The organism is Streptomyces sp. NPDC059247, from assembly GCF_042754005.1.
GTDB lineage: Bacteria > Actinomycetota > Actinomycetes > Streptomycetales > Streptomycetaceae > Streptomyces.
In genome coordinates this window covers 503,561-526,315 of the sequence record NZ_JBHYZW010000001.1, presented here as the reverse complement: position 1 = coordinate 526,315, position 22,755 = coordinate 503,561, and the positions used below count along the sequence as shown (strand labels likewise).

Below are 22,755 nucleotides of genomic sequence, written 5' to 3'. Positions count from 1 at the left end.
CGACCTAGTTTACTGCGGGCACGGATTCCGCCATCGCCGTCGCCATCACTGTCGCTATCGCCTTCGCCTTCTCCTTCGCCTTCTCCTTCGCCGTCAGCAGCGACGTATCGGCCCCGCCGAGCCAGGTCGGACCGGAGTGACGGCAGGGCCTGCTTCGCTCGCTGCCCGCAGGATCGGCAGCACCAACCGGAACGTGCAGCCCCGCCCGCTCCACGTATCCAACTCCAGCCGCCCCCCGTGCCCCTGGGCGATCGTCGCCGCGATGGACAGGCCCAGGCCACTGCCTCCCCGGTCGCGGGAGCGGGAGGGGTCGGCGCGGTAGAAACGGTCGAAGATCTGCCGGGCCTCCTCCGGCGGCAGCCCCGCGCCCTCGTCGGTGACCTCCAGGACGCAGACGGGAACGCCGGTCGGCAGGGGCGGGGTGGGGCTGGCGCGGTGCGGGGCGTTCACGCCGCCCGCATCCGGGGCCGTCCTCGTCGCGCCGACCCGGACTTCGATCGGAGTGGTCGGCGGGGTGTGGCGACACGCGTTGGACAGCAGGTTGTCGATGACCTGGCGGAGGCGGTGAGCGTCACCGGATGTCTCCACCACCTCCAACTCACCTTCTGAACAAAGTGGGTTGAGGTGGATGCCACGTGACGGTGAGCCCAGGGCCGCAGCGCTGACCGCGTCCGCCGCGAGGGAGAGCAGGTCGACCGGCTCAGCGCGGTACGTCGGCTGCTGGTCCAGCTTGGCCAGGAGTTGCATGTCGTCCACCAACAGGCTCATGCGTGCCGCGTTCTGGCTGATGAGCCGATGGGCCTCCGCCGACTGCCGCTCATGGCGCGACGCGAGTTCGGCGAAGCCCCGCACCGCGGTCAGCGGGGTGCGCAGCTCGTGGCCCATGTCGTCCAGGAAGCGGCGCAGCCGCGCCTCGGACGCCTCGCGCTCGTGCAGGGCGCTCTGGAGCCGGTCCAGCATCGTGTTGAGCACGCCGCCCAGACGGCCCGTCTCGGTGCGGCTGTCCGTGTCCGGCAGCCGCAGGTCCAGGTTGCCCACGGTGATCCGCTGGGCGGTGCGCTCCATCCGGGTCAGCGGCAACAGCCCCAGCCGCACCACCCACCGGGCGCCCACGAACGCGCCCGCCGCCGTCAGGACGAGCAGCACGGCGTCTGCCAGCAGCATGTTGCGGAGGGTGTTCCGGACGGAGTCCAGCGGCAGGCCCACCACGGCCCGCATGTCGTCCGGGCCGGGCCGTACGATCGTCCGCCACGATCCGTCCCCGGAGGCTGCCGGTAACGAGACCACGTTCTCCGTCCCCGTCCCCGGTCCCTCCGCCGCGGCGAGGGCGTCCGTGGTGGGCGGCAGCGCCGGGCCCGGAGCCGTTCCCTCCGCGATGGCGTCGCTCAGCAGTCGGCCGTCGGAGTCGTAGAAGTGGATCCGGAAGTCCGCCGGCAGGACGCCGGGAGACTTCACGTACGACGGGAAGCCATGGCCCGATGCCGCATCCCGGAAGACCTGCGCGGGCGGGCAGAAGCTGGTCAGGGAACGGTCGACGCTCTCCAGCAGCCAGTGGCGGAGGCCCACGAAGGTGACGATCTCCACCGCCAGTACCGCCGCCGTGGCCAGCAGCGTCACGCCCCAGGTGAGCCTGCGGTGCAGGGAGGCCGGGCGTCGCCGGACCGGAGCGCTGTCCGGAGCACTGTCCGGCACGTTCGCCGTGGCTCCCGTGGCTCCCGTGGCTCCCGTGGCTCCCGTGTTCACCCCGGTCGCCGTCTTTCCCGCGTTGCTCATGGTCACCGCGTTCCCCATGGTCACCGTGTTCCCCGTGGGTCCGGAGCGCTCTGGTCGCGCGGCAGCCGTAGCGTGTATCCGACCCCCCGCACCGTGTGGATCAGCGGCGGGTCGAAGCGGTCGATCTTGCGGCGCAGATATTTGACGTACGTCTCGATGATCCGGGTGTCACCGGCGAAGTCGTAGTGCCAGACGTGTTCCACGATCTGGATCCTGCGCACCACCCGGCCCGCGTTGGTCATCAGATAGGCGAGCAGCTTGAACTCGGTCGGGGACAGCGGGATGTACGTGCCTGCCCGGTGCGCCTCGTGCCGGGACGGGTCCAGCCGCAGATCCGCGAAGAGGAGTACGTCGTCCGCCTTTCCCTCCGCCTCCCCGTCCGGCGTCCGGTGCGGGCCGTCAGCCGTGCGGCGCAGGATCGCGGCGACTCTGAGCAGCACCTCCTCGATGCCGAACGGCTTGGTGACGTAGTCGTCCCCGCCGACGCGCAGGCCCGTCACCGTGTCGTCGGCGCGCGCGGTCAGGAACAGCACCGGCGTCTCGTTGCCCGCCGCGCGCAGGACGCGGGTCACCTCGAAGCCGTCGAGGTCGGGCAGCATCACGTCCAGCACCACCAGATCCGGTGCGAACCGTTGCAGTTCCAGCAGTGCGGCCCTGCCGGAGCCCACGCTCAGCACCGTGTATCCGGTGAGGCCGAGCACCGACTCCAGCAGGGTGCGGATGCTGTCGTCGTCCTCGACGACCAACAGCCGGTACGGCGGGGAGGAGGAGGAAGGGCCGGTGGTCACTGGCCCGGCCGGACCGGGCCGGGCGGCGGGTTGCCCCTCCGTCCCGGGTTGACCGCCTCCAGGTCGACGGCGGTCCTGATGGACGCCCGGATCGGCCTGGTCGCGTCGGTACGGTCCCACTCCACCGCGAGCAGGCCGTCGGCGGCCGTGTCACCGGAGTAGAAGGGGTCCGTGGCGTTGGTGGTGCGGGGCAGGTCGTTCCGCGTGTACGGCCGTACCCCGCTGATCGCCGTGGTGAGGTCCTCGGGGAAGAAGACCTGTCCGGTGTGCACGGTGACGCCCTGGGCGTACGCCCGGTCCAGCAGGACGCCCCTGGTGTGCACCTTGGCGTGGATGTGCACGGTCCGCCCGGTGTACCAGCCGGGGAAGACGGTGCGGAAGCGCACCCAGCCGTCGCGGCCGGTCATCTGGAAGCCCCGCAGATAGGTGGTCTTGCTGTCCGGCGGCAGCTTCGGGATCGGGCCGTCGAACACCAGCTCGCCCTCGTTCATGGCCTCCGAGGTCTCCTCGTACCCGGAGTAGATGCCGAGCGCGTCGCACTGCCAGATGTCGACCGCCGCCTCGGGCACCGGCTTGCCGTTCTTCGCGTTCAGCACCTGGATGCGCAACTCCAGCGGTGTGCCGGGCCTGCCTTCGGTGATGTCGACGCGGTGCTTGTCGTAGTCGAGGTAGTACGGGCCCTCGGTGGTCTCCTTGACCAGGGGCAGGAGGTCCGGCGCGGAGGGGGAGCCGGTGGCCGGGGAGGGCACGGTGGCCGCCGCTTCCGAGTCGGCACTGGCCAGGTGCACACCGCTCAGCCCGATGGCGGCAACGCCCGCGCCGCCCGCGGCGAGGAGGGAACGACGGCTCATACGAGGTGTGTGGTCTGTCATGGCCCGCAAGCTAGTGGCCGTTCCTGGGAGAACGCGGGGAGGCGCGGACGGTGGGGCGAGTTTCGGACCGACCAGACCGACCAGACCGATCTGGCTGATCTGACCGGCCCGGCCGATCTGGCTGATCTGGCCGATCTGGCTGAGGGGAGGGCACATCGGGATGGCGAGGTCCGCCTGTTCGGCCTGTTCCGTCTGCCCGGCCTGTTCGGCCCGTCGGGCTCCCCCCGACCCTCCGTCCCGGACGGCGACGGGCAACCCGCCGCTCTTCCAGACCCGTCGCTCCCCGTCGACGGCGAACACCTCGCAGCCGTCCCGCCCGGCGGCCCAGGCGATGCCCTCCGCGCCGAGCGCGAACGCGGCGGTCGCCGTCGCATCCGCCTCGGTCAGCGTACGGGCGACGACCGTCAGACTCAGCAGGCCCGTCGCGGGCAGACCCGTACGCCCGTCGACGATGTGGTCTCCCCGCTCGTACCGTGCCGAAGTGGCCACCGCCCCGTCGCCGAGCTCCAGGACCACGCACACCTGATCCGCGATCTCGGGATGCCGCACCCCCACCCTCCAGGGCCCTCCCCCGACGACCATGTCACCACCGGCGTTCAGACAGAACCTCCGCACCCCCGCCCCGCGCAGAAGCCGGGCCGCCCGCTGCACGGACCATCCCTTCACCACCGCGCAGGGATCGAGCCCCCGCCCCGGCAGCCGTACGTCGAAGGCGCCCCCCGTCTCGACCCGGTACCGCTCCGACAGGGCCAGCACCTCCCGCAGGTCCGCGCTGATGTCGTCCGGCCCGGTCTCCCCCCGGTCGAGTCGGCACACCTCGCTGTCCGGTCTGAACGGACTGAACCGCGCGTCCACCTCCCGCAGCCACCCGAACACCGCGTCCGCGAGCCCCTCGGGCACGTCCTCGTCGTCGATCCGCAGCGAGACGGGGAATCCCATCACCTGCTCGACCCGGTGCACGTCAGTTGCCCTTCGCGTCGATCGCGGCCTGGAGGGACTCCTTGTAGGCGTCGCTGGTGACGGTCGCCCCGGACACCGTGTCGACATCGGCCCCCTGCACGCGCAGGGTGTCCTCGATGAGCGTCGGCACGGCGGCGTGGGTCTGCGGATGGTTCGGCTGCCGGAGCATCCGTACCGCACGGATCGTGTCGCCCTCGAAGGTGACCTCGACCTGTACGGGGCCCTTCTCCGTGTCGATCGTGGGCCCGGTGAGGACGACCTCTCCGGCGCCGGACGCCCCGGCGGTCGGGGCGGGCGGGGCGGGCGCGGGCGGCGGGGCCGCCACGACGGTGGAGCCGTCGCCATGGGAGGGCACGTAGCGCCACACCGGGATCACACCGATCACGGTCAGGGCGAGGACGGGCAGTACTCGCTTCACAGTCACTTCCTTGTCGCTTCGGTGGCCGTTTCCATATCGGCCACGGGTGCCGACCACGGATGTCGGCCAGGGGTGCTGGCCAGGCATGTCGGTCATGGATCTCGGCCGGGGCCGGTCCGTCGCCGCGTCAGCCGGCCAGGCTGAACCGCTCGAAATGGATCTGCGGCTTGGGTACGCCCAGTTCGCGCAGGCTGCGGAGGACGGCGGTGGTCATGCCGGGCGGGCCGCAGACGTACACGTCCCGGTCGGCGATGTCCGGCACCAGCCCGGCCAGGGCGCGCGGGGCGAGGGGGTCCGGCTCGATCGGGCCGGTGACCAGACGCAGTTCGGCGCCACGGGCGAGGGCCAGTTCGCGCATCTCCTGGTGGAGGACGGCGTCCTTGTCGCTGCCGACGCGGTAGAGGACGACGGCGTGGCCGTGCAGTTCCTCCAGGAGGGCGCGGATCGGGGTGACTCCGACACCACCCGCGATCAGTACGGCGTCCGGGCGGGTGCGGTGCAGGGCGGTGAAGGCGCCGTAGGGGCCCTCGGCGAAGACCCGGGTGCCCGGCCGGACATGGCGCAGGGCGGCACTGCCCGCACCGACGGCCTTGGCGGTCAGCCGGAGCGTACGGCCGTCTGGCGCGGCCGACAGGGAGAACGGGTTGGCCTGCCACCAGCGGTCGCGGGTGAGGAACCGCCACAGGAAGAACTGCCCGGCGCGGGCGGGCAGTCGGTCCAGGTGACGGCCGGTCAGATAGAGGGAGACGACATTGTCCGACTCGGGCACGACCGCGGTGACCACCAGCCTGTGCCGCCAGTTGCGCCACAGCGGCAGCAGCACGCGGCCGACGGCCACCGCGCCGAGCGCGCCGCCCCACAGCGCGTACCAGTAGGCCGTGGCGAGGCCGGAGGAGGTGAAGGAGGTACCGGCCGCGACCTGGTGGGTGAAGGCCAGCACCACGGCGAGGTAGGTGTAGAGATGGATGAAGTGCCAGGTCTCGTACGCCAGTCGGCGCCGGGCGAAGCGGGCGGAGACCGCGCCGACCACGAGGATCAGCAGCAGCGCGGCGACGGCCCGCAGCACGCCCTCGACGGTCCTGGCGAGATCGACCGTCTGGTCGACCGGATCCATGCCCGTGGGCCGGGCGTATCCGTACACGATGAAGACGGCGTGGCCGAGCAGCAGCCACAGCAGGAGGAAGCCGGTCCAGCGGTGCCAGCCCGCGAGCCGGTCCATGCCGATCCGGCGGTCGAGCCAGGGCAGCCGTGCCACCAGGAGCAGTTGGAAGACCATCAGCAGCGCGGCGTACAGGCCGGTCGCCCGGCCCAGCACGATCAGGGCGTTCGAGGCGAATCCGGCCTGGACGAAGAAGTACGCGACGATGGCCGCGTTCACGGCGAGACCGGCGTACAGACCGGTGCGGGCCACCACTTTCGGCCGTATGCCCCGGGTGGGGCCGGGACGTGGTTCGACAGTCGTCACGGGCGGCAGCTCCTCGGTCGGGAAGGGATGTACCGAGCTTGGCGGGCGGAAGCTGTCGAACCCCTGTCGACCGGCTTTCAAGTGCCTGTCGATCGGCGCCGGTTGTTCCACGGGGGTCGGCGCGGGCGGTGCCGTACCGCAGTATGGGAGGGTGGACAGAGTGCGAGTTCTGGTCGTGGACGACGACCCACCCATCGCCGACCTCGTCGCGACCGTCGCCCGCTACGAGGGCTGGGACGCGATGACGGCGAACACCGGCGACGACGCGCTGCGGCTCGCGGCCGAGTTCCGTCCGGACATCGTGGTGCTGGACGTGATGCTGCCGGATGTGGACGGCTTCGGGGTGCTGGACCGGCTGCGGCGTTCCGGGACGATGGTGCCGGTGGTCTTCCTCACCGCCCGGGACGGCGTCGCGGACCGGGTGGCGGGGCTGACCCGGGGCGGGGACGACTACCTGGTCAAGCCGTTCGCGGTGGAGGAGCTGATGGCCCGGCTGCGGACCGTGCTGCGGCGCGGCGCGGGGCCCGGTTTCCCGCGCTCGGTACTCCGGGTGGGCGACCTCTCCATGGACGAGGACACCCGCGAGGTGCGCCGGGCGGACACGCTCCTCACCCTCACCCCCACCGAGTACGAGGTGCTGCGTTATCTGATGCGCCGTTCCCCGACCGTGCTCACCAAGGCCCAGATCCTGGACCATGTGTGGGAGTACGGCTTCGGGGGGCGGTCGAACGTCGTGGAACTGGTGGTGAGCAGGCTCCGCCGCAAGCTGGACGAGACCGGTGAGCCGCTGATCCGCACGGTCCGCGGCTTCGGGTACGTCATCAGACGGGCCGACGGGTGAGGCGGGTGCCGAGCGGGCTGCGGCAGGCGTACGGCAGGCTGCGGCTGGGCACCCGGCTGGCGCTCGGCCTCGGAGTGCTGTCGCTGATGGTGTTCGCGGTGGTCGGCACCGTACTGACCACGTCCATGCGCGACTATCTGGAGCGGCAGCTCGGCGATCGGATGAAGTCGGCCCAGGTGGTCCAGGCGAAGGACGCCGTCGAGCACGGCGCGGTCCGGCGGGAGACGTATCTGGGGTGGTACCAGGCGGTGTACGACGTCTCCGACGGTGAGCCGCGGCTGCGGCGGCCGGCCGCGCTGCCCGAGGACAGTACGGCGTTCACCTCGCTCGCCGAGCGGCTGGCCCGCTCGGGGGCCGACGACGCCTTCGGCACCCGGTCCCTCGGCCGGGAGGGCACCTACCGGCTGCGGGCCTGCGAGGTGAAGCCCGGGGTGGTGCTGGTGACGGCGGCGCCGACGGCCGACATCGAGAGCACCGTCACCCGGCTGATCACGGTCCAGGTGATCGCCTTCGCCCTGGCGCTGCTGGCGCTGGTGGTGTTCGGTCGGCGCACGCTGCGGCGCGGGCTGAAGCCGCTGAGCGACATGGCGCACACCGCGCACCGCATCGCCTCGCACGATCTGACCGAGTCGGCGGCCCGGCTGTCCCTGCGCGCCGGGCCCCGGGGCGGCGGGCCGGAGATGGAGGAGCTGCGCACCGCGTTCAACACCATGCTGGAGCACATCGACGACTCGCTGGCGGTGCGCGCGGAGGCCGAGCAGCGGCTGCGCCGGTTCGTCGCGGACGCCTCGCACGAACTGCGCACCCCGCTGATGTCGGTACGCGGCTACGCGGACCTGTTCCAGTACGCGGCGGCGAACGCGCCGGAGGAACGCGACCGTCATCTGTCCCGGCTGCGCGCGGAGGCGGCCCGGATGGGCTTCCTCCTGGACGATCTGCTGCTCCTCGCCCGGCTGGACGCGTCCGAGGCGGAGATCCCGCTGCGGTTGGCGGAGACGGACCTGGTGGAGCTGGTGCGGCAGGCCGTGGACGGGTTCCGGGCGAGCCGACCGGGCCGTCCGCTGCGGATGACGGCCGGAGCGGCCGTGGTGTGTCCGGCGGTGGACGCGGGGCGCCTGCGTCAGGTGCTGGACAATCTGCTGGCCAACGCGGCCGTGCACACCCCGCCGGGCACCGAGGTGTCGGTCTCCGTCACGGTGGCGGGCGGCGAGGCGCTGGTGGCGGTGGCCGACACCGGCCCCGGCATCCCGGCCGCCGACCGCGCGCGCGTCTTCGACCGCTTCTACCGCGTGGACACGACCCGCACCCGCGACCGTGGCGGCAGCGGCCTGGGCCTGTCGGTGGCGGACTCCCTGATCCGTGCCCACGGCGGCACCATCGAACTGACGAGCGGCCCCGGCGGGACGGTGTTCACGGTCCGGCTGCCGCTGCGACGCGGCGCGCGGCCCACGGGGTCCCTGGGCGGCGACGCGGGCGGGGTGAGGGAGCGGGCCGACAGGTCGGTGTGACGCGTCGGCTCCTTCGCTCCGTCCTCGTCACGGCCGCTCGGTGAAGTGGTGTGCCCCGGGCGGGGTTTCGGCGCGTACGGCCCCGGGCGTGGGGCCGGGGGTCCGGCGGCGGCTGCCCCGCCGCACGGGCGGTGGCGGAGGAGGATCCGTGCCCCGGGCGAGCCGATGGCCACCGTGGCCGGTTCCGGCACCCCCTCATTGCCTCTTGGTCGCTGACCTAGTTTACTGCGGACCATCACGTCTAGGTCACTGACCTAGAGCCTTCGCGGCGCCAGAACCGCAGTCGCCGCCGAGCACAGGGGTGGTCGCATGGAAACGCAGCAGGTCGTCATCGTCGGAGGCGGTCCCGTCGGGCTCTGGCTCGCCGCCGAACTCCGGCTCAACGACGTCTCCGTCACCGTCCTGGAACAGCGCACCACGGTCGACCAGCGGTCCAAGGCTCTCACGGTGCATCCGCGCAGCGTGGAGGTACTGGCCTGCCGAGGACTGCACCGGCGGTTCCTCGACGAGGCACTGAAGATCTCCACCGGCCATTTCGCGAACCTCGCCGACCGGCTCGACTTCTCCGTCCTGGACACGCCGTACCCCTACACCCTCTTCATCCCCCAGTCCCGCACCGAGGAGCTGTTCGAGGAGTACGCCCTCGGGCTCGGCGCCACCGTCCGGCGCGGGCACCGCATGACGGGATTCACCGAGGGGGCGGACTCGGTGACGGTCCGGGCGGAGGGTCCCGACGGGCCGTACGAGATCCGGGCGCGGTACCTCGCGGGCTGCGACGGCACCAGGAGCACCGTGCGCGAGGCCGCCGGGATCGCCTTCCCCGGCACCCCCTCGACGTACCTCGGCTGGCTCGGTGACGTCTCGCTGGACAACCCTCCGCCGCCCGGATCCAGCAACTTCACCGAGCACGGCGGTCTGATGGTCGTCCCGCTGCCCGGCGACCGGTGGCGCATCGCCGGCACCGACCCGGCCGGAGCGACCACCGAGTGGCCCGGTGACTTCACGATGGAGGAGCTGCGGCAGAAGACGATCAGGATCGCGGGGGACGACTTCGGGATGCGCGACCCGTCCTGGCTCTCCCGTTTCGGCAACGCCACCCGGCTGGCCACCCACTACCGGCTCGGCCGTGTCGTCCTCGCGGGCGACGCCGCCCACCAGCACTACCCCACCGGCGGGGTCGGCATGAACGTCGGCCTCCAGGACGCGTTCAACCTGGGATGGAAGCTGGCCGCCACCCTCGGCGGGTGGGCCTCGGACGGTCTGCTCGACACCTACCACACCGACCGCCATCCGATCGGCGAGCAACTGATGGAGCACAGCCGCGCCCAGACCTATCTGTTCCACGGCTTCACTCCCGAAGGGCTCGCACTGCGCTCCCTGCTCAGCCGCATGATCCCGCAGTCGAAGGAGTTCAACGACGTACTGGCCGGGCGCCTCACCGCGCTCGACGTCGCCTACCCCGCCACCGCCCCGGACGCGCATCCCCTGACCGGCGTCCGCGCGCCCGCCCTCGCCCTCACCGGCACGGACACCGACCTGTTCGCGCTGTCGCGGGCGGACGCGTACCTCCTGCTCGACCTGACGGCCCACGGCGTGCTCGCCGACCGCGAAGAGGCCCGGATCACCGTACGGAGCGGGACGCCCGACCACGCCCCGGACGACTGGAAGGACGTGCGCGCCGCCCTGATCCGGCCGGACGGACACGTCGCCTGGGCCGGGACGGAACGGGACGACGCGAAGCTGACGGCCCTGGTGGACGACGCCCTCAGCATCGCCCTGGGACGCCGTCAGCGACCCGGCGGACACCGGCGGCAGGCGGACGGCGGAACAGACACCGACGAGTAACTGGATAGATCTATCCAGTTGTGTTTGACTGGGACCCTCCCCGGCCCCCGCAGAAGGAGTCCCCATGGCACGCAGGATCTGGCTCTCCGTGGGCGCGGCCGTGCTGATCGTCAACGCCGCGCAGTGGGTGATCGCCGAGGCCGTCACCGCCGGGGCCTGGAAGAACCCGGCGTACAGCTACGCGACGAACTACATCAGCGACCTGGGCGTGCCCGACTGCGGCACGCAGTTCCAGGGGCGTGAGCTGTGTTCGCCGAGGCACGTCCTGATGAACACCTCGTTCATGGTGGAGGGCGTGCTGTTCGCGATCGGTGTGGTGCTGCTCGCCCGGCTGCTCAGCGGACGCGCCCGCCGCGTGGTGACGGCGCTGGCCGTCGCGCACGGCGTCGGGATGGTCGCGGTCGGCCTGTTCCACGGTTCGCCCGACGGCCCGAGCCACGGACTCGCTCTGCACATCGGGGGCGCGGGGGTGGGCATCCTGTGCGCCAACACCGTCGCGATCCTGGCCGGTGCGCTCGGGAGTCTTCGACTGCCCACCGCGTACCGCGTGTTCAGCGTGGCGGTCGGCGCGCTCGGCATCGCCGGTATCGCCCTGGTGGGGGTGTCCGAGAGCACGGCGGGGACCTTCGAACGGAGCAGCGTCTACTCGTGGCTGCTGTGGAGCGTCGTCACCGGCACGCTCCTGCTCGCCCGGCGCGTCCGGCGGACCTCGATGCCGGAGAATGTCCCGGCATGACCTCGGAGACCCACCGCCCGCTGCGCGCGGACGCGGAACGTAACCGCCGGCTGGTCCTCGCGACCGCCGGTCACATGCTGGCCGAGCGGGGCACCGCCGTGACCCTCAACGAGATCGCACGGGAGGCGGGGCTGGGCGTCGGCACCGTCTACCGCAGGTTCCCCGATCTGCAGGCGTTGATCGACGCCCTGTACACCGAGCGGTTCACCGCCTTCCTGCGGCTGGCGACGGACGCGGAGCAGCAGGACGGCGCGGGCCGCGCGCTGCGGCACTACCTGCTGGCGGCGGCCACGTGGCGGGCCGAGGACCCCGCCCTCGAAGTGATCATCGGGCACGCGAGCCTCGACCGGCACGAGATCGCGGAGATGCGGGACGAACTCGGCCGCCATGTGGACGGGCTCGTGGAGCGGGCGGTGGCGGCCGGGGCCGTACGGCCGGACTTCACCAGCTCGGACGCGTACAACGTGCTCTACATGCTCGGGACCGTCGCGGACCGGACCGAGAAGTTCGCCCCCGGCAACTGGCGTCGTTACGCCGAGGTGCTGCTCACCGGCTTCGGGCTCGAAGGCGACCCCGTGGAGCGGACCGAGGCGATGTCCGACGCACAGATGCGGCAAGCCGTCTGGCCCGAGCGATCCTGACCGCCGCCGCGCCGCCCATGCCCCTGATCCGCCGGAACGGTCCCCGCCTCGCCGCGATCGGTCTCGCGCACGGAACGGCTTCACCCGGTCCCGCCGCCCGGGGAGCGCCTTGGGCCTCAGGCCGAACTCGACGCCGAGCCGGGGGTGATGCGCCACAAGGCCGTGGGCGGCCGGGCCCGAAGGCCGGGGTCCACGGGAAAAGCGGCGGTCCCGCCCGGCCGCGGCGGTGAGCGGGACCGACGGCCCACCGCCGCCGCGGCCATGCCGGGCACCGACGACGGCATCCGGCGTCTCCGGGCCGACGGCCTCCCCCGCTCCCGCTCAGCGCAGCTCTCTGGCCGCCGCGCTCTGGGCCCGCGCCACCTGTCCGAGCGCGTCCTTGAAGGCGGAATACGCTTCCTCGCCCAGGGTTTTCGCGTGCCGTTCCTCGATCGCGCGCATGATGGCGGTGGCCGTCTCCATCTGGAGCAGACCGCGTTCGGTGGGGCGGACCAGTTTGGCGCGGCGGTCGGCGGGGTCGGGGGCGCGTTCGACGTAGCCGAGGCGTTCCAGGTCGTCGACGAGCGTGCCGACGACCTGCTTGTGCTGGCCGGACAGCCGGGCCAGCTCGCTGGCGCGGATGCCCTCGGGACGCAGATGGGCGAGGACGGCTCCCGAGCGCGGCAGGATGTCGTCGAAGCCCCGCTCGGCCAGCGTGGCGAACAGCTCGCGCTGGACGGAGAACAGGATCCGGGCGCTGAGCACCCCCAGATCCGGTCCCGCTTCCGGGTCCGGCTGCCGATGACCGGTCAACCCCCGCACCTTCCCTTCACCCTCCGCCACACCTCCGCCGCTCCACCCCTGGCGGTCTGACCGGCGAGTTTACCCGCCCGGTCGACCGCACCCCGATCCGCCCCAACTCCCGCTTGCAATCCGGGTGATGCTCCCCTAGATTCAAAGTCGTCACTAAAACTGACCATCAAGGTCAGTGACTAAATGCCGATGGCCAGATCTCTCCGAGGAGAAGACATGAGCGCGCGCAGCACGTACCTGGAGCCGGTCACCCGCGAGAACGCCGCCGTGGTCCTGGTCGACCACCAGGTAGGCCTGCTCTCGGGCGTACGGGACATCCCGGTGGCCGAGCTGAAGCACAACGCGGCGGCGCTGGCGCGGGCGGCGACCGCGCTCGGCATCCCGCTGGTCGTGACCACCACCGCGGCGGACAGCATGTGGGGGCCCACCGCTCCCGAACTGGTCGAGGCGCTTCCCGCCGGACAGAAGATCATCGACCGCAGCTCGGTCAACGCCTGGCACGACGACCGGGTCCGCGAGGCCATCGAGGCCACCGGCCGCCGGAAGCTCATCTTCGCCGGAGTGTCACTGGAGGTGTGCGCGGCACTGCCCGCGTACGCCGCGACCGCCGCGGGCTACGACGCCTATGTGGCGGTGGACGCTTCGGGCACCTTCAGCCGGACCAAGCGGGAGGCCGGGCTGGCCCGGATGCAGCAGGCGGGCGTCATCCTCAGCGACTACGCCACCCTCATGGTCGAGGCCCTCGGTGACAACGCCGCCCCCGAGTCGGGTGCCGTCTACGCCGCGCTCGACATGCCGTTCGCGGTCCTGGTCGGCCAGATCTCGGCCGCCCACCGGTCCTGACCGTCACGACGAACGACCCCGTCCAGCGGCCGGGGGCCGGGGGCCGAAGAGGACGGCCCCGGGTCCGTCTCCCGGCCGGGCGGCCATCGCGGTCACCCGGCGGGCGTCGTCCAGCCACGGGCCGCCGCGGTGCGACGCACGGCCCGGAGACGCGTCCAGGACGCGAGCGGGCCACCGCGCCCGGCAGGGAGGGCGGCCTCGGCGGCCCGGGGGCGAAGGAGGCGATGCGCGTCGGCGGTCACCGCGCCGCCGGGAGGGCGGACAGGGTCCGCCGGAGCCACTCGGAGACGATCCGCAGGACCTCGGGGAGCTCGCTCACCGCGCAGTGCCCGGTCCCTGGCAGCAGGTGGACCTCGGTGTCGCGGCGGCCTTCGAACACCAGGGTGTCGGCCTGTGGGACATGGACGTCGTCGGCGCCGTTGACGACGAGCATCGGCGTCTGACCGTCCAGGTCCAGCAGGGGACGCAGCGAGAACGCCGCCAGCGCGGCGAACAGGTCGTCGGGGCTCGGCGGGCGGTCGTAGCCCAGGGCGTTGCCGACGATGCCGTCCATCCCGAACCGGGCGAGGCGCCCGTGAGCGAACGCCGCCTCGACGGGGCCGCCCAGCACGACGGCCGCGTCGGCTTCGCCCGCCAGACCGGAGCGGGCGGAGTAGTGCCCTCCCATCGAGATGCCGACGTGCACGACGACACCGTTCCCCAGGGTCCGGGCGTGGCCGATCAGACCCCGGACGATCTCCGCGCCGTCCGGGGCCATCGGCACCCGCGAGTCACCCGTCCCGGGGAGGTCGAAGGCGACGACCGGCAGCCCGACCTGCGAGCAGAGCGTCACCAGGAGGCCGTGCAGATCCATCTTCCAGCTGTCGACACCGCCGCTGACCAGCAGCACCGGGCCCTTCCCCGTGACGGAGGGCGGGGTGAAGACATGCACCGGCACCCGCGTGACATCGCCACGGTAGGGCAGGTCGAGGACGTACCCGCGAAAGGCCACCGCGAATCCGGGCGCCGCGAGCAGGTACTGCTCGGTCTGGCGGGCCAGCGCGGCCCGCTTGGCCTCGTCGGCCAGGGTCGGGAACCTCGCCCATCCATAGGCGAGCGCCGAAAGGCCGTGCGATCCGGCCACGGCGTACCGTGCCGCGAGCGCCGACCACTCATACACCCACCCGCCGGGCTCGTCCGCCCACATGTCGGTGATCGCGGCGCGCACCGCGACCACGTCCGGGATCGGCAGACCGGCGCCGACCATCTGCGGGTACCGCTCCGCGAACAGGTCCTTCGCCTCCAACGGCCACTGGTACGGCATCACGCCTCCTCCGACGACCGTTAACGCAGTGATACTGCGTTAACTCGGAAGGTAGCTCCGCCCATCCGTTAACGCAAGTAACCTGCGATAGCATGTGGGGGTGAGCGAAGAGCGAGTCCGCCGCAGGACCGGCGGCCGGTCCGCCCGGGTCCGCCGGGCCGTCCTGGACGCGACGCTGCGGGCCGTGGCCGAGCAGGGCCCCGACGCGGTCAGCGTCCCCGAGATCGCGCGCCGGGCGGGCGTGCACGAGACCTCCGTCTACCGGCGGTGGGGCACCCGTGAACACCTCGTCGTCGACGCGCTCCTGGCCTACAGCGAGGAACAGCTCCGCATCCCCGACACCGGAACCCTGCGCGGGGACCTCATCGCGTTCTCTGACTCGCTGGCCGCGTATCTGGACACCCCGTTCGGGAAGGCCCTCGTCCGCTCCATGGCCGCCGCGGCCGACGGCCAGACCCTGGCCGAAAGCCGCGAGGAGTTCTGGACCTCGCGGTTCGACCTGGCCCGGACCATGATCGACCGGGCCGTCGCCCGTGGCGAACTCCCCGAGGACACCGATCCCGCCTTCCTCCTCGAAACCCTCATCGCCCCCCTCCACTTCCGGGCCCTGCTCACCCGCCGCCCCGTCGACGGCCACCGCACCGCCCGGCTCGTCGACCTGCTCCTGGCCGACCACCCGTCCTGACGACGCCGCCGGGCCGCCCACCCGGCGTGGAGGTCCCGCCCGGAGCACCGCCCGTCACGGTCAGGCCCCACGAGACGTCGACCCGTCGTCGTGACGGCCGACCGCGCGGGCATTCGCTCGCCGCCGCCGCATTCCATGACGCGTTTCTCCGAGGTGCGGTCCACATACCGCCGGGATAACGTCTGGCTGTCCTGTCCAGTGGGGTGGATACGACCTGTTCTTCACCACCCCGGGAGCGAAAGGTGACGCCATGAAGGTGATTCCCTACCGCACGCTGACGACCGAACGTCCGTCCCGAGAAGCCCTGTAGCCGGACTCCTCCGGAAGGGGCTGGGGGCGTGGCCGGACGCCGACCACGCCCCTGCGGCCGAGGAAGGAAGAAAATGCCGCGCGTTGATGTGACGACGACCTTCATCGGCTGGCTGTACCGCCCCTATTTCGATTTCGGCGACTGGGAGGCGGACGGCAATTCCGCCGTCGAGGGACTGGCACTGGCGGTCCGGTCACTGGTCGAGGAGAGCGACGCGTATCCCCGGGTCCACGGAATCTCCCCGCCGTCGGTGCGGCGCGAGATCGTGCGGCACGCGATGCTCCCGGAATACCTGCTCGACGAACCCTCCGAACTCGCACCGGCCCTGCGCACGCCCGCTTGGCGGACGCTCTGCGAACAGCTCACCCGCTACGCCGACCTCAGCGGCCCGGCCAGGCTCCGGGTCCTGTGGGCACTGCACCGGGCGGGACTGCACGCGTCGGTCCTCCGCCACGAGCCCGGACCCGGACCCGAGTCCCCCGCCCGACTGGACGACGACACCGCCGCCCTTGCCTTCATGCGTGGTCAGGCGCTGTACGCCCAAGCCATCGACGGCGGTCCGGCGAGCGCCGCCACGGCGGAGCTGAGCGCGGTGCGGGATCGGGCCAGACCCGGCTCCTGGGCCCATGTGGAAGCGACCTACCTGCTGTCCAGCATCAGCGTGAAGATGCTGGACGACGCACCAGGTTTCCCCCGCCACCTGGAGCGGCACGCTCGGTCCGTCGACGCCTCCGACGCGGTCGGCCACGAGCGGAACAAACTCCTGAGCCGCTACCACCGGATCGCGGCACTGGCCCCCCAACTGGTCGGCGATCACGCGGCCATGTCCCGGGAGATGGACCGGGCCGAACACTTCTGCGCCCTCATGCGGCGGGACGACCCCGCGACCCGAGCCGAATGGGGTCTGCTGCGCTACGCCCTGCTGGAGAGCAGGACCAAGGAGATGTTCGTCCTGGGAGACTTCGAACGGGCTGAGCGATACGCGCTGAGCCTCACGAAGCACATGCCGGCGGAGCCCCGTGCGCTTCTCACGCTCGGTCAGGTGTACATCGAGCGGGAGAAGGTCCCGGAAGCGGCGAAGGCGTACCGGAAAGCCACCCTCCTGGGCCCCCAGGTGACACACCTGGCCCAATTCATGCTGGGCCAGTGCCTGGAACACCTCGGCGACATGGACGCGGCCCGGCTCGCCTACATGCAGGCCGCCATGTCCGACCCCCTGGGGATTTCCGCCTTCCAATTGCTGGATCGCGACGAGGTCGCCTGGAAGGAGAGCCCGCTGCGCCGCTGGATCGACCGGCGCACCGTGGTTCTGCGCGAGGAACGGGACACCGTCGACGCGGTCCACGGGTACCGGAAGTACGACGGCAAGATGGGAACCACGCGCTGAGGACCGCCCCGGGGCAGAGGACCCGGTCAGCCTTCAAGGGCCCGGAGGACCGGCCGGGGCGTCGGTGGCGCCTCCCGACCTCACCCGGGGGCGGCCTCACCCGAGCGCGACCTCACCCGAGGGCAGCCTCACCCAAGGACGGCCTCACCCAAGGGCGGTCTCACCCGAGGGGCGGGGCCGAGGGGTCGCCCCCGCCGGGCGGCGCCGCCGTCACCGGCAGGACGTGGGTGGTCCACGTCCCGTACCTCAGGAAGCCCATGCGGTCGTAGAAACCCCCGGCCGCCATCGGGTTCGTCGCGTCGACGTCCAGGACGGCCCGGTGGTAGCCGTCGGCCCGTGCGCGGGCCAGCGCGTGGGTGAAGACGGCGCGGTAGAGGCCCTTGCCGTGCAGCCCTGTCCTGGTCCCCGCGTTGGCCAGATACAGCTCCCGGTCCTTCCGTCCGTCCGCCAGCTCGGTGCACAGCAGGTAGCAGAGGATCTCCCGGCCGTGGTCCGAGAGGAGGAGGAACGAGGACGCGGGCCGGAAGTAGGGACTCCCGGTGACGGAACGGCGCCATGTGCCCGGCGTCATGGGGACGCTGCCCCAGTTGTCGGCGAAGACCTCGTTGCGCAGTTCCAGCAGGGCACCGTCGAAGGTGTCGTCGAACGGCACGATCGTCGTGCCGTCCGGCGTCGACGCGGGGACGGGCGGCTTCCCGGGGGCCCCGAGCCCCGCCCTCATGCTCCAGTACGCGCGTACGCGCCGGTAGCCCGTGGCGTCCAGTGCCTCGGCGAGCCACACCTGTCCCTGGTGGGTTCGCGCGTGGAGTTCCAGCGGGACGCCCGGGTACAGCTCGCCATGGCGGCGGAGCGCGGCGGTCCGGCACCGGTCGAGGAGCCGGTGGACCAGCGACGGTGTCCGGTGCGCGGGACGTACGGCCAGGTCGAGGGTCATCCGGTGGGCGGGGCTGCCGTGTTCGCGGGCCCGGACGGTCGCGTGGGCGACGGGCTCGCCACCGCACCAGAGGGAGGTGCTCCCGGCTCCCAGGTCGATGCCCGGGGCGCTCAGGGCCTCGCGGACGTCGTCCGTGTCCGGACCGGTCCCCGGCACCCCGTCGGCCACCGCGCACTCGGACAGCATCTCCGCGAGCCGGGGCGCGTCGGCGAGGGCGAGCGGACGCCACCGCGTCTCAGCCACGGCCGAGCACCGCCATGCCGCGCTCCCCGGGGACGACGACCTGCCCGTCCGTGACCAGCATGAACCGTTCGAGCCCCGGTACGAGCACGTTGACGACGGCGAGATCCGGCGTGACGTGATGGTCGCGCCGGTACACCGACAGGCCCCGGCTCCGCAGGAGTCCGAGAAGCCGGTCGAGGTGGCCCCGGGGCGTGTCCGGAGCCGCCGTGTCGCGGTAGGGCGCGAGCTCGGCCGACGACAGGGCGGCGGTGAAGTCCGACAGGTAGCAGGCGCGCAGCCGGGGGTACGGTCCGGTGTCGTCGCGCTGCTCGGGCAGCAGGTGCGCGTACCGCTCGCGCAGGCCCACCGTGCTGTGGAGCTGCACGAGTTCGGTCAGGGCGCGGGTGACGGCGTACCGGCGCGACAGTGACGCCCCCCAGCCGCAGATCCGGGCGGGCCGTCCCGGCGGGGCGGGCAGGTACGCCGTGTACGCGGGGACGCCGAGGTCGGTGGTCATGTCGATCAGGTCGGGGCGGCGGCCCGTGTGGGCGTGTGCCGAGTCGAGGAGCGCGGCCAGGTCCTCGGGCAGGGTCGCCGGGTCCACCACCGTGAGCCGGTCGGGCCGGTCGCGCAGGAACTGGCCGACCAGCAGCAGGGAGAGCGCGTCCCGTTCGATCAGTTCGTTGATCGCGTGGACGGTGGCCTCCACCGGGTCGGCACCGGCGGCCCAGCCGTTGTTGACCGAGTAGCGGCCGACGACCCGGTAGTCGTACGCGTCCCCGGCGTCCCGGCGGGCCCGGGCGCCCGCCGTCCGCAGGTATTCGGGCATGGAGAGGAAGAGCGGGACGTCCGTGTCGGGCTCGCCGGTCAGGGACCGGTACCGCAGACAGCCCAGGGACCGGTCCGGGCCTTCGCCCAGGAGACGGACGGCGATGTCCCGGGCCAGTGGACCGCCCGCCAGGTCGTGGGCCCGTACCTGGCGGATGTCCGCCGGTTCCAGTCCGTCGATGCCGCAGAGATAGTGCTCCAGGGCCTCGAACAGGGCGCCGGTGCGCGCCTCGTCCCGGCTTCCCTTGCCCAGGCCGAGACCGGTGGGGATGTCCCGGCCGTCGCGGCGCAGGACACACCGCCAGGTACCGGGGCTGCCGTCGAGGACGGGCGCCAGGTCGACCTCGACGGAGAGGGCTGCGGCGGCGGACCGGGCACGGGCGAGCGCCTCGGCCAGGGGCAGGGACCGCTCTCCCGACGGGGGGAGCCCGGTGCGGACGGTGGAGCTGGTCACGGTGGATCCCGTCTGTCGGGCGGACGGGGCCCCGGCGGATCGGATTCCGCCGGGGCCCGTCCACGGAGTACGGCGGCCGTGGAACCCGTCAGCTCTCGTCGGGCGACTCGGCCGCGTTGCCCTGGCCCTTGTCCGCGAGATCGGCGATGGTCTGCTGCTCGGCCGGGGACAGCACTACCTCGTCCGGGTGGAACTTGTCGCGATCCTGGAATCCGCCCATGAGTACAACCTCCTGAGACCGGGAACGGCCGCGCGGTCCGCGGGCCGTGGTGCGGAGGGCCGGGCCCGTCGCCGGGTGGCCTCCCGCGACCATCGTGGCGGACGGCCGAGGGCCGGGTGAATGCTTGCCCGTCCGTGCGACTTGCGTCAGAGTCCGCACATGGCCGCAGCACCGTCCGCCCGCCTTCCCAGCTCCGCCGGCTGGGTGGACCCCGTCGCCAGGACGCTCGAACTCATCGACGCGCGGTGTGCCTTGTCCTGCGGGATCACCGCCGCGGGGCAGTGGGCCCTTGCCTTTCCGGCCCCCGGCCGACTCAAGGTGCAGGCCGTGCTGGAGGGCCCGATGTGGCTGGTGATAGACGGCGTCGAGCACCCCGTCCGGCTGGCGGCCGGTGACGTGGCCGTCTTCTCCGGGGTGCGCGGGTACACCCTGACGAGTGATCCGGCACTGCCTCCGGTTGACGCGCTGCCCTTGGTCCGGGCGACCGCCGGGGGCTTCTTCCACATCGGGTCCGAGGGGCGGGACGCCGTCGCCGTCGGTGGCCACATCGACCTCAACGACGTCGGCAGGGAACTGCTGCTGAGCGCGTTCCCGCCGCTGATGCGCGTGGGCGCGACCACGGCCGAAGCGCCCGCGGCCCGCTGGCTCATGGAGCAGACGCTGCGCGAGATGCGCTCGGACGACCCCGGGGCGGCCGTCGCCACGGAACACCTCGCGCGGCTCCTCCTCGTCCAGGTGCTGCGCGCCCTCCTGAAGGACACGAGCACCCACACCGGCACCCGGGCGGCGGACCGGCTGCGGGCCCTCGCCGACGAACGCGTGGCCCCCGCGCTGTTCCTGATCCACGGGGATCCGGCCCACCCGTGGACCCTCGCCGACCTCGCCCGCGCGGCGACCATGTCCCGCACCAGCTTCGCCCAGCGCTTCAAGAAGGTCGTCGGTCTGCCGCCCCTGGCCTATCTGTACGCCTGGCGCATGAGGTTGGCGCGGCACGCGCTGCGTGCGACGGACACCCCTGTCGCGGCCATCGCCTCGTCCCTCGGCTACGGCTCCGAGAGCGCCTTCAGCCACGCCTTCAAACGCACGACCGGCCTCGCCCCCCGCCGGTACCGGGAGGCGGCCCGGGATCCCGGGACCCGTTGAACCACCACGGGCGCCCGTGACCAGGCGCGGCACGGCGTCACCGCGGAGGCGGGCCGGATCTCGGTGCCGAGCCGTCCCGGGAGCCTTGTGACGCCGGAGCCGTCGACCGGGCCCGAGCACGTGGGCATACGGCGACGATGTGCCGGTCGTCCGTGGATCACCGCGCGGGGGCGGCGGCCGTACCCCGGAACATCAGTGGTCGGCCGACCGCACCCGTCGCTCGCTGAGCGGATGCCGTTCTCAGCCCACCATGCCCCGTTCCGGCACTGTGACCGGCAGGTCCAGGATCTTGCGCGCGGCACGCTCTCCGGTGGCGAGGGCCGCGTTGGTGGTGCTGTAGGAGAAGTGGTCCCCGGCCAGTTGGACGGGGGAGGCCGGGTCCAGGCTCGCGGTGAAGGCGGCCAGGTCCCGGTACCCGCCCGCCGGGCGGGCGATCACGGCGTTCTCCCAGCGTTGGACGACGGCCATCTCGCGGTGTTCGTCGATGTGGGCGGCGAGGTCCGGCATCACCTCGCCCAGTGCCGTACGGGCGTCCGCGATCACGGTGTCGTCGTCGGCCGCCGTCCGTGCCGCGCTCCAGTGGTGACGGAAGACCAGGGTGACCAGCCCCCGGCCCGCGGGGGCCCGGCCGGGGCCGAGGTTGTGCTCGTACAGGGCGACGCACAGGTCCGGGTGTTCCCGGCGGGGAACCGCGACGCCCAGGGCGGTCTCGGCGGGCGGCCGTCGCAGCCCGAAGGTGACGTGTACGTCGCTGGTGTAGCGCACCCCCGCGAGGTACCGGCGCTGGTCTTCGGTGAGGTCGGTGACGATCCGCGCCGTGGCCGGGGCGGGTACGGCCACGACGCAGGCGCGGGCCCGTTCCGTCCGGGTCCCGCCGTCCCGCTCCCACACCACCACGACCTCGTCCCCGTCCCGGCGGACCTCCGTGACCCTCGCCCCCAGCTCGACCCGGGTGCCGGGAGCGCTCATCACGGAGGTGTCGAGCAGGTGTCCGGGGAGGCGTCCGACCCCGCCGTCGAAGGTGAAGCTCGCCGCCCCGAACGTGCCCCACATGATGCTGAACGCCCCGACGGCGGCGACCTCCTCGGCGGGCACCAGGAACTGGGTGCTGCAGAGGGGTTCCACCAGGTAGTCCAGGAGTTCGCGGTCGAGTCGGCGCAGTGCGTGTTCCTGGGCGCTCTCGCCGTCGATGGCGCCCGCGCCGGACATGTCCTCCCAGCGCAGCCGTCGGCGGGCGGCTGCGAGATCGCGGAACAGGTTGACCGCCTTGAGCTTGGCTCGCCACCCGAGCAGGCCCGTCCGCAGAAGTCCTGAGGTGCGGACGAGGGAGAGGCGGTGGACCCGGCCGTCGCGGAGCACTCCGAGTTCGTCCGAGCAGGGCAGCATCCGCGCGGAGAGTCCCGCGTCCTCCAGAAGACCGATCATCGGGGTGTAGTTCCGGGAGAGCCAACTCGCTCCTCGGTCGAGGCGGTAGAGCTCGCCACCGACCGGGACCTCACGGGAGGACATCCGGCCCCCGACGTGTTCCTCCCCTTCGAGCAGGGTGACTTCGCGGCCGGCCTGGCGCAGCCGAAACGCGGCGGCCGTCCCCGCGATACCGGAACCGACCACGATCACGTGTTCCGTGCGACGTTCATCCGCCATGTGGCGCCTCTCCGGGAACGGCTGCCGCGACCGGCACGCTCCGAGGGGGCGGGCCGGTCACCGAGGTCGGCCCCATCGGCTTCCCCGCGAAAGCGAAGCATGAATTCCGGTACGAAGGGCCGCGTGGACCGGCGTGTCGAAAA

Annotated in this window: 20 protein-coding genes and 1 pseudogene; 9 read left to right on the top strand and 12 right to left on the bottom strand. The window is 72.4% G+C overall.

Annotation, left to right across the window (positions count from 1 at the left end):
• Positions 1 to 93 precede the first annotated feature (93 nt).
• The 6 genes and pseudogenes from ACFXGN_RS02305 to ACFXGN_RS02280 form a co-directional block, all read right to left on the bottom strand.
• The gene (locus tag ACFXGN_RS02305) at positions 94 to 1,773 is read right to left on the bottom strand and encodes a sensor histidine kinase (protein WP_384852227.1); all 1,680 of its coding nucleotides are present in this window, start codon (positions 1,771 to 1,773) and stop codon (positions 94 to 96) included.
• A gap of 20 nt (positions 1,774 to 1,793) precedes the next feature.
• Positions 1,794 to 2,561 (bottom strand): response regulator transcription factor, encoded by a 768-nt coding sequence (locus tag ACFXGN_RS02300; RefSeq protein ID WP_384852224.1) that lies wholly within the window; start codon positions 2,559 to 2,561, stop codon positions 1,794 to 1,796.
• Positions 2,558 to 3,412 (bottom strand): intradiol ring-cleavage dioxygenase, encoded by an 855-nt coding sequence (locus ACFXGN_RS02295; protein ID WP_384853101.1) that lies wholly within the window; start codon positions 3,410 to 3,412, stop codon positions 2,558 to 2,560. The genes ACFXGN_RS02300 and ACFXGN_RS02295 overlap by 4 nt, the downstream gene beginning before the upstream one ends.
• A 264-nt stretch (positions 3,413 to 3,676) precedes the next feature.
• Positions 3,677 to 4,372: pseudogene (locus ACFXGN_RS02290) on the bottom strand (FAD:protein FMN transferase); the annotation flags it as partial.
• 22 nt (positions 4,373 to 4,394) lie between these two features.
• Positions 4,395 to 4,811: an FMN-binding protein gene (locus tag ACFXGN_RS02285; RefSeq protein WP_384852221.1), complete on the bottom strand. Its 417-nt coding sequence runs from the start codon at positions 4,809 to 4,811 to the stop codon at positions 4,395 to 4,397.
• Between the two features lie 127 nt (positions 4,812 to 4,938).
• Positions 4,939 to 6,276: a ferric reductase-like transmembrane domain-containing protein gene (locus tag ACFXGN_RS02280; RefSeq protein ID WP_384852218.1), complete on the bottom strand. Its 1,338-nt coding sequence runs from the start codon at positions 6,274 to 6,276 to the stop codon at positions 4,939 to 4,941.
• A 151-nt stretch (positions 6,277 to 6,427) separates the two neighbouring features.
• Here ACFXGN_RS02280 and ACFXGN_RS02275 point away from each other — a divergent pair, with 151 nt between their 5' ends.
• The 5 genes from ACFXGN_RS02275 to ACFXGN_RS02255 all read left to right on the top strand — a co-directional run bounded on the left by ACFXGN_RS02275 (position 6,428) and on the right by ACFXGN_RS02255 (position 11,847).
• Positions 6,428 to 7,117, top strand: a complete 690-nt coding sequence (locus tag ACFXGN_RS02275; RefSeq protein WP_384852215.1) for a response regulator transcription factor — start codon at positions 6,428 to 6,430, stop codon at positions 7,115 to 7,117.
• 5 nt (positions 7,118 to 7,122) lie between these two features.
• Entirely contained in the window at positions 7,123 to 8,625 is a 1,503-nt protein-coding gene (locus ACFXGN_RS02270) for a sensor histidine kinase (protein ID WP_384852213.1), read from the top strand.
• 309 nt (positions 8,626 to 8,934) lie between these two features.
• On the top strand, positions 8,935 to 10,470 hold the full coding sequence (locus tag ACFXGN_RS02265) for an FAD-dependent monooxygenase (protein ID WP_384852210.1): 1,536 nt from the start codon (positions 8,935 to 8,937) through the stop codon (positions 10,468 to 10,470).
• A gap of 64 nt (positions 10,471 to 10,534) precedes the next feature.
• Entirely contained in the window at positions 10,535 to 11,206 is a 672-nt protein-coding gene (locus tag ACFXGN_RS02260) for a DUF998 domain-containing protein (protein WP_384852208.1), read from the top strand.
• Positions 11,203 to 11,847, top strand: a complete 645-nt coding sequence (locus tag ACFXGN_RS02255) for a TetR/AcrR family transcriptional regulator (RefSeq protein WP_384852205.1) — start codon at positions 11,203 to 11,205, stop codon at positions 11,845 to 11,847. The genes ACFXGN_RS02260 and ACFXGN_RS02255 overlap by 4 nt, the downstream gene beginning before the upstream one ends.
• A gap of 321 nt (positions 11,848 to 12,168) precedes the next feature.
• On the opposite strand, the gene ACFXGN_RS02250 is transcribed toward ACFXGN_RS02255, so the two are convergent.
• Positions 12,169 to 12,639: a MarR family winged helix-turn-helix transcriptional regulator gene (locus ACFXGN_RS02250; RefSeq protein ID WP_384852204.1), complete on the bottom strand. Its 471-nt coding sequence runs from the start codon at positions 12,637 to 12,639 to the stop codon at positions 12,169 to 12,171.
• A gap of 216 nt (positions 12,640 to 12,855) precedes the next feature.
• On the opposite strand from ACFXGN_RS02250, the gene ACFXGN_RS02245 reads away from it, so the two are divergent.
• Entirely contained in the window at positions 12,856 to 13,482 is a 627-nt protein-coding gene (locus ACFXGN_RS02245; RefSeq protein WP_384852203.1) for an isochorismatase family protein, read from the top strand.
• 238 nt (positions 13,483 to 13,720) lie between these two features.
• On the opposite strand, the gene ACFXGN_RS02240 is transcribed toward ACFXGN_RS02245, so the two are convergent.
• Positions 13,721 to 14,785 (bottom strand): alpha/beta fold hydrolase, encoded by a 1,065-nt coding sequence (locus ACFXGN_RS02240; protein ID WP_384852200.1) that lies wholly within the window; start codon positions 14,783 to 14,785, stop codon positions 13,721 to 13,723.
• Positions 14,786 to 14,885: 100 nt separating this feature from the next.
• On the opposite strand from ACFXGN_RS02240, the gene ACFXGN_RS02235 reads away from it, so the two are divergent.
• Positions 14,886 to 15,470, top strand: a complete 585-nt coding sequence (locus tag ACFXGN_RS02235) for a TetR/AcrR family transcriptional regulator (RefSeq protein ID WP_384852197.1) — start codon at positions 14,886 to 14,888, stop codon at positions 15,468 to 15,470.
• Between the two features lie 383 nt (positions 15,471 to 15,853).
• A complete protein-coding gene (locus ACFXGN_RS02230; RefSeq protein WP_384852195.1) occupies positions 15,854 to 17,167 on the top strand; it encodes a tetratricopeptide repeat protein in 1,314 nt (437 codons plus the stop codon).
• 160 nt (positions 17,168 to 17,327) lie between these two features.
• Here the strand turns inward: ACFXGN_RS02230 and ACFXGN_RS02225 are convergent, their stop codons facing one another.
• The 3 genes from ACFXGN_RS02225 to ACFXGN_RS02215 all read right to left on the bottom strand — a co-directional run bounded on the left by ACFXGN_RS02225 (position 17,328) and on the right by ACFXGN_RS02215 (position 19,825).
• The gene (locus ACFXGN_RS02225) at positions 17,328 to 18,344 is read right to left on the bottom strand and encodes a GNAT family N-acetyltransferase (RefSeq protein WP_384852193.1); all 1,017 of its coding nucleotides are present in this window, start codon (positions 18,342 to 18,344) and stop codon (positions 17,328 to 17,330) included.
• Positions 18,337 to 19,605, bottom strand: a complete 1,269-nt coding sequence (locus ACFXGN_RS02220) for a YcaO-like family protein (RefSeq protein WP_384852191.1) — start codon at positions 19,603 to 19,605, stop codon at positions 18,337 to 18,339. Before ACFXGN_RS02220 ends, ACFXGN_RS02225 begins: the two co-directional genes overlap by 8 nt.
• 88 nt (positions 19,606 to 19,693) lie before the next feature.
• Positions 19,694 to 19,825, bottom strand: a complete 132-nt coding sequence (locus tag ACFXGN_RS02215; protein ID WP_384852188.1) for a hypothetical protein — start codon at positions 19,823 to 19,825, stop codon at positions 19,694 to 19,696.
• 159 nt (positions 19,826 to 19,984) lie between these two features.
• Here ACFXGN_RS02215 and ACFXGN_RS02210 point away from each other — a divergent pair, with 159 nt between their 5' ends.
• Positions 19,985 to 20,968, top strand: a complete 984-nt coding sequence (locus tag ACFXGN_RS02210; protein ID WP_384852186.1) for an AraC family transcriptional regulator — start codon at positions 19,985 to 19,987, stop codon at positions 20,966 to 20,968.
• A 240-nt stretch (positions 20,969 to 21,208) separates the two neighbouring features.
• Here ACFXGN_RS02210 and ACFXGN_RS02205 read toward each other — a convergent pair whose 3' ends face one another.
• Entirely contained in the window at positions 21,209 to 22,612 is a 1,404-nt protein-coding gene (locus ACFXGN_RS02205; protein ID WP_384852183.1) for a protoporphyrinogen/coproporphyrinogen oxidase, read from the bottom strand.
• Between the last annotated feature and the right edge of the window lie 143 nt (positions 22,613 to 22,755).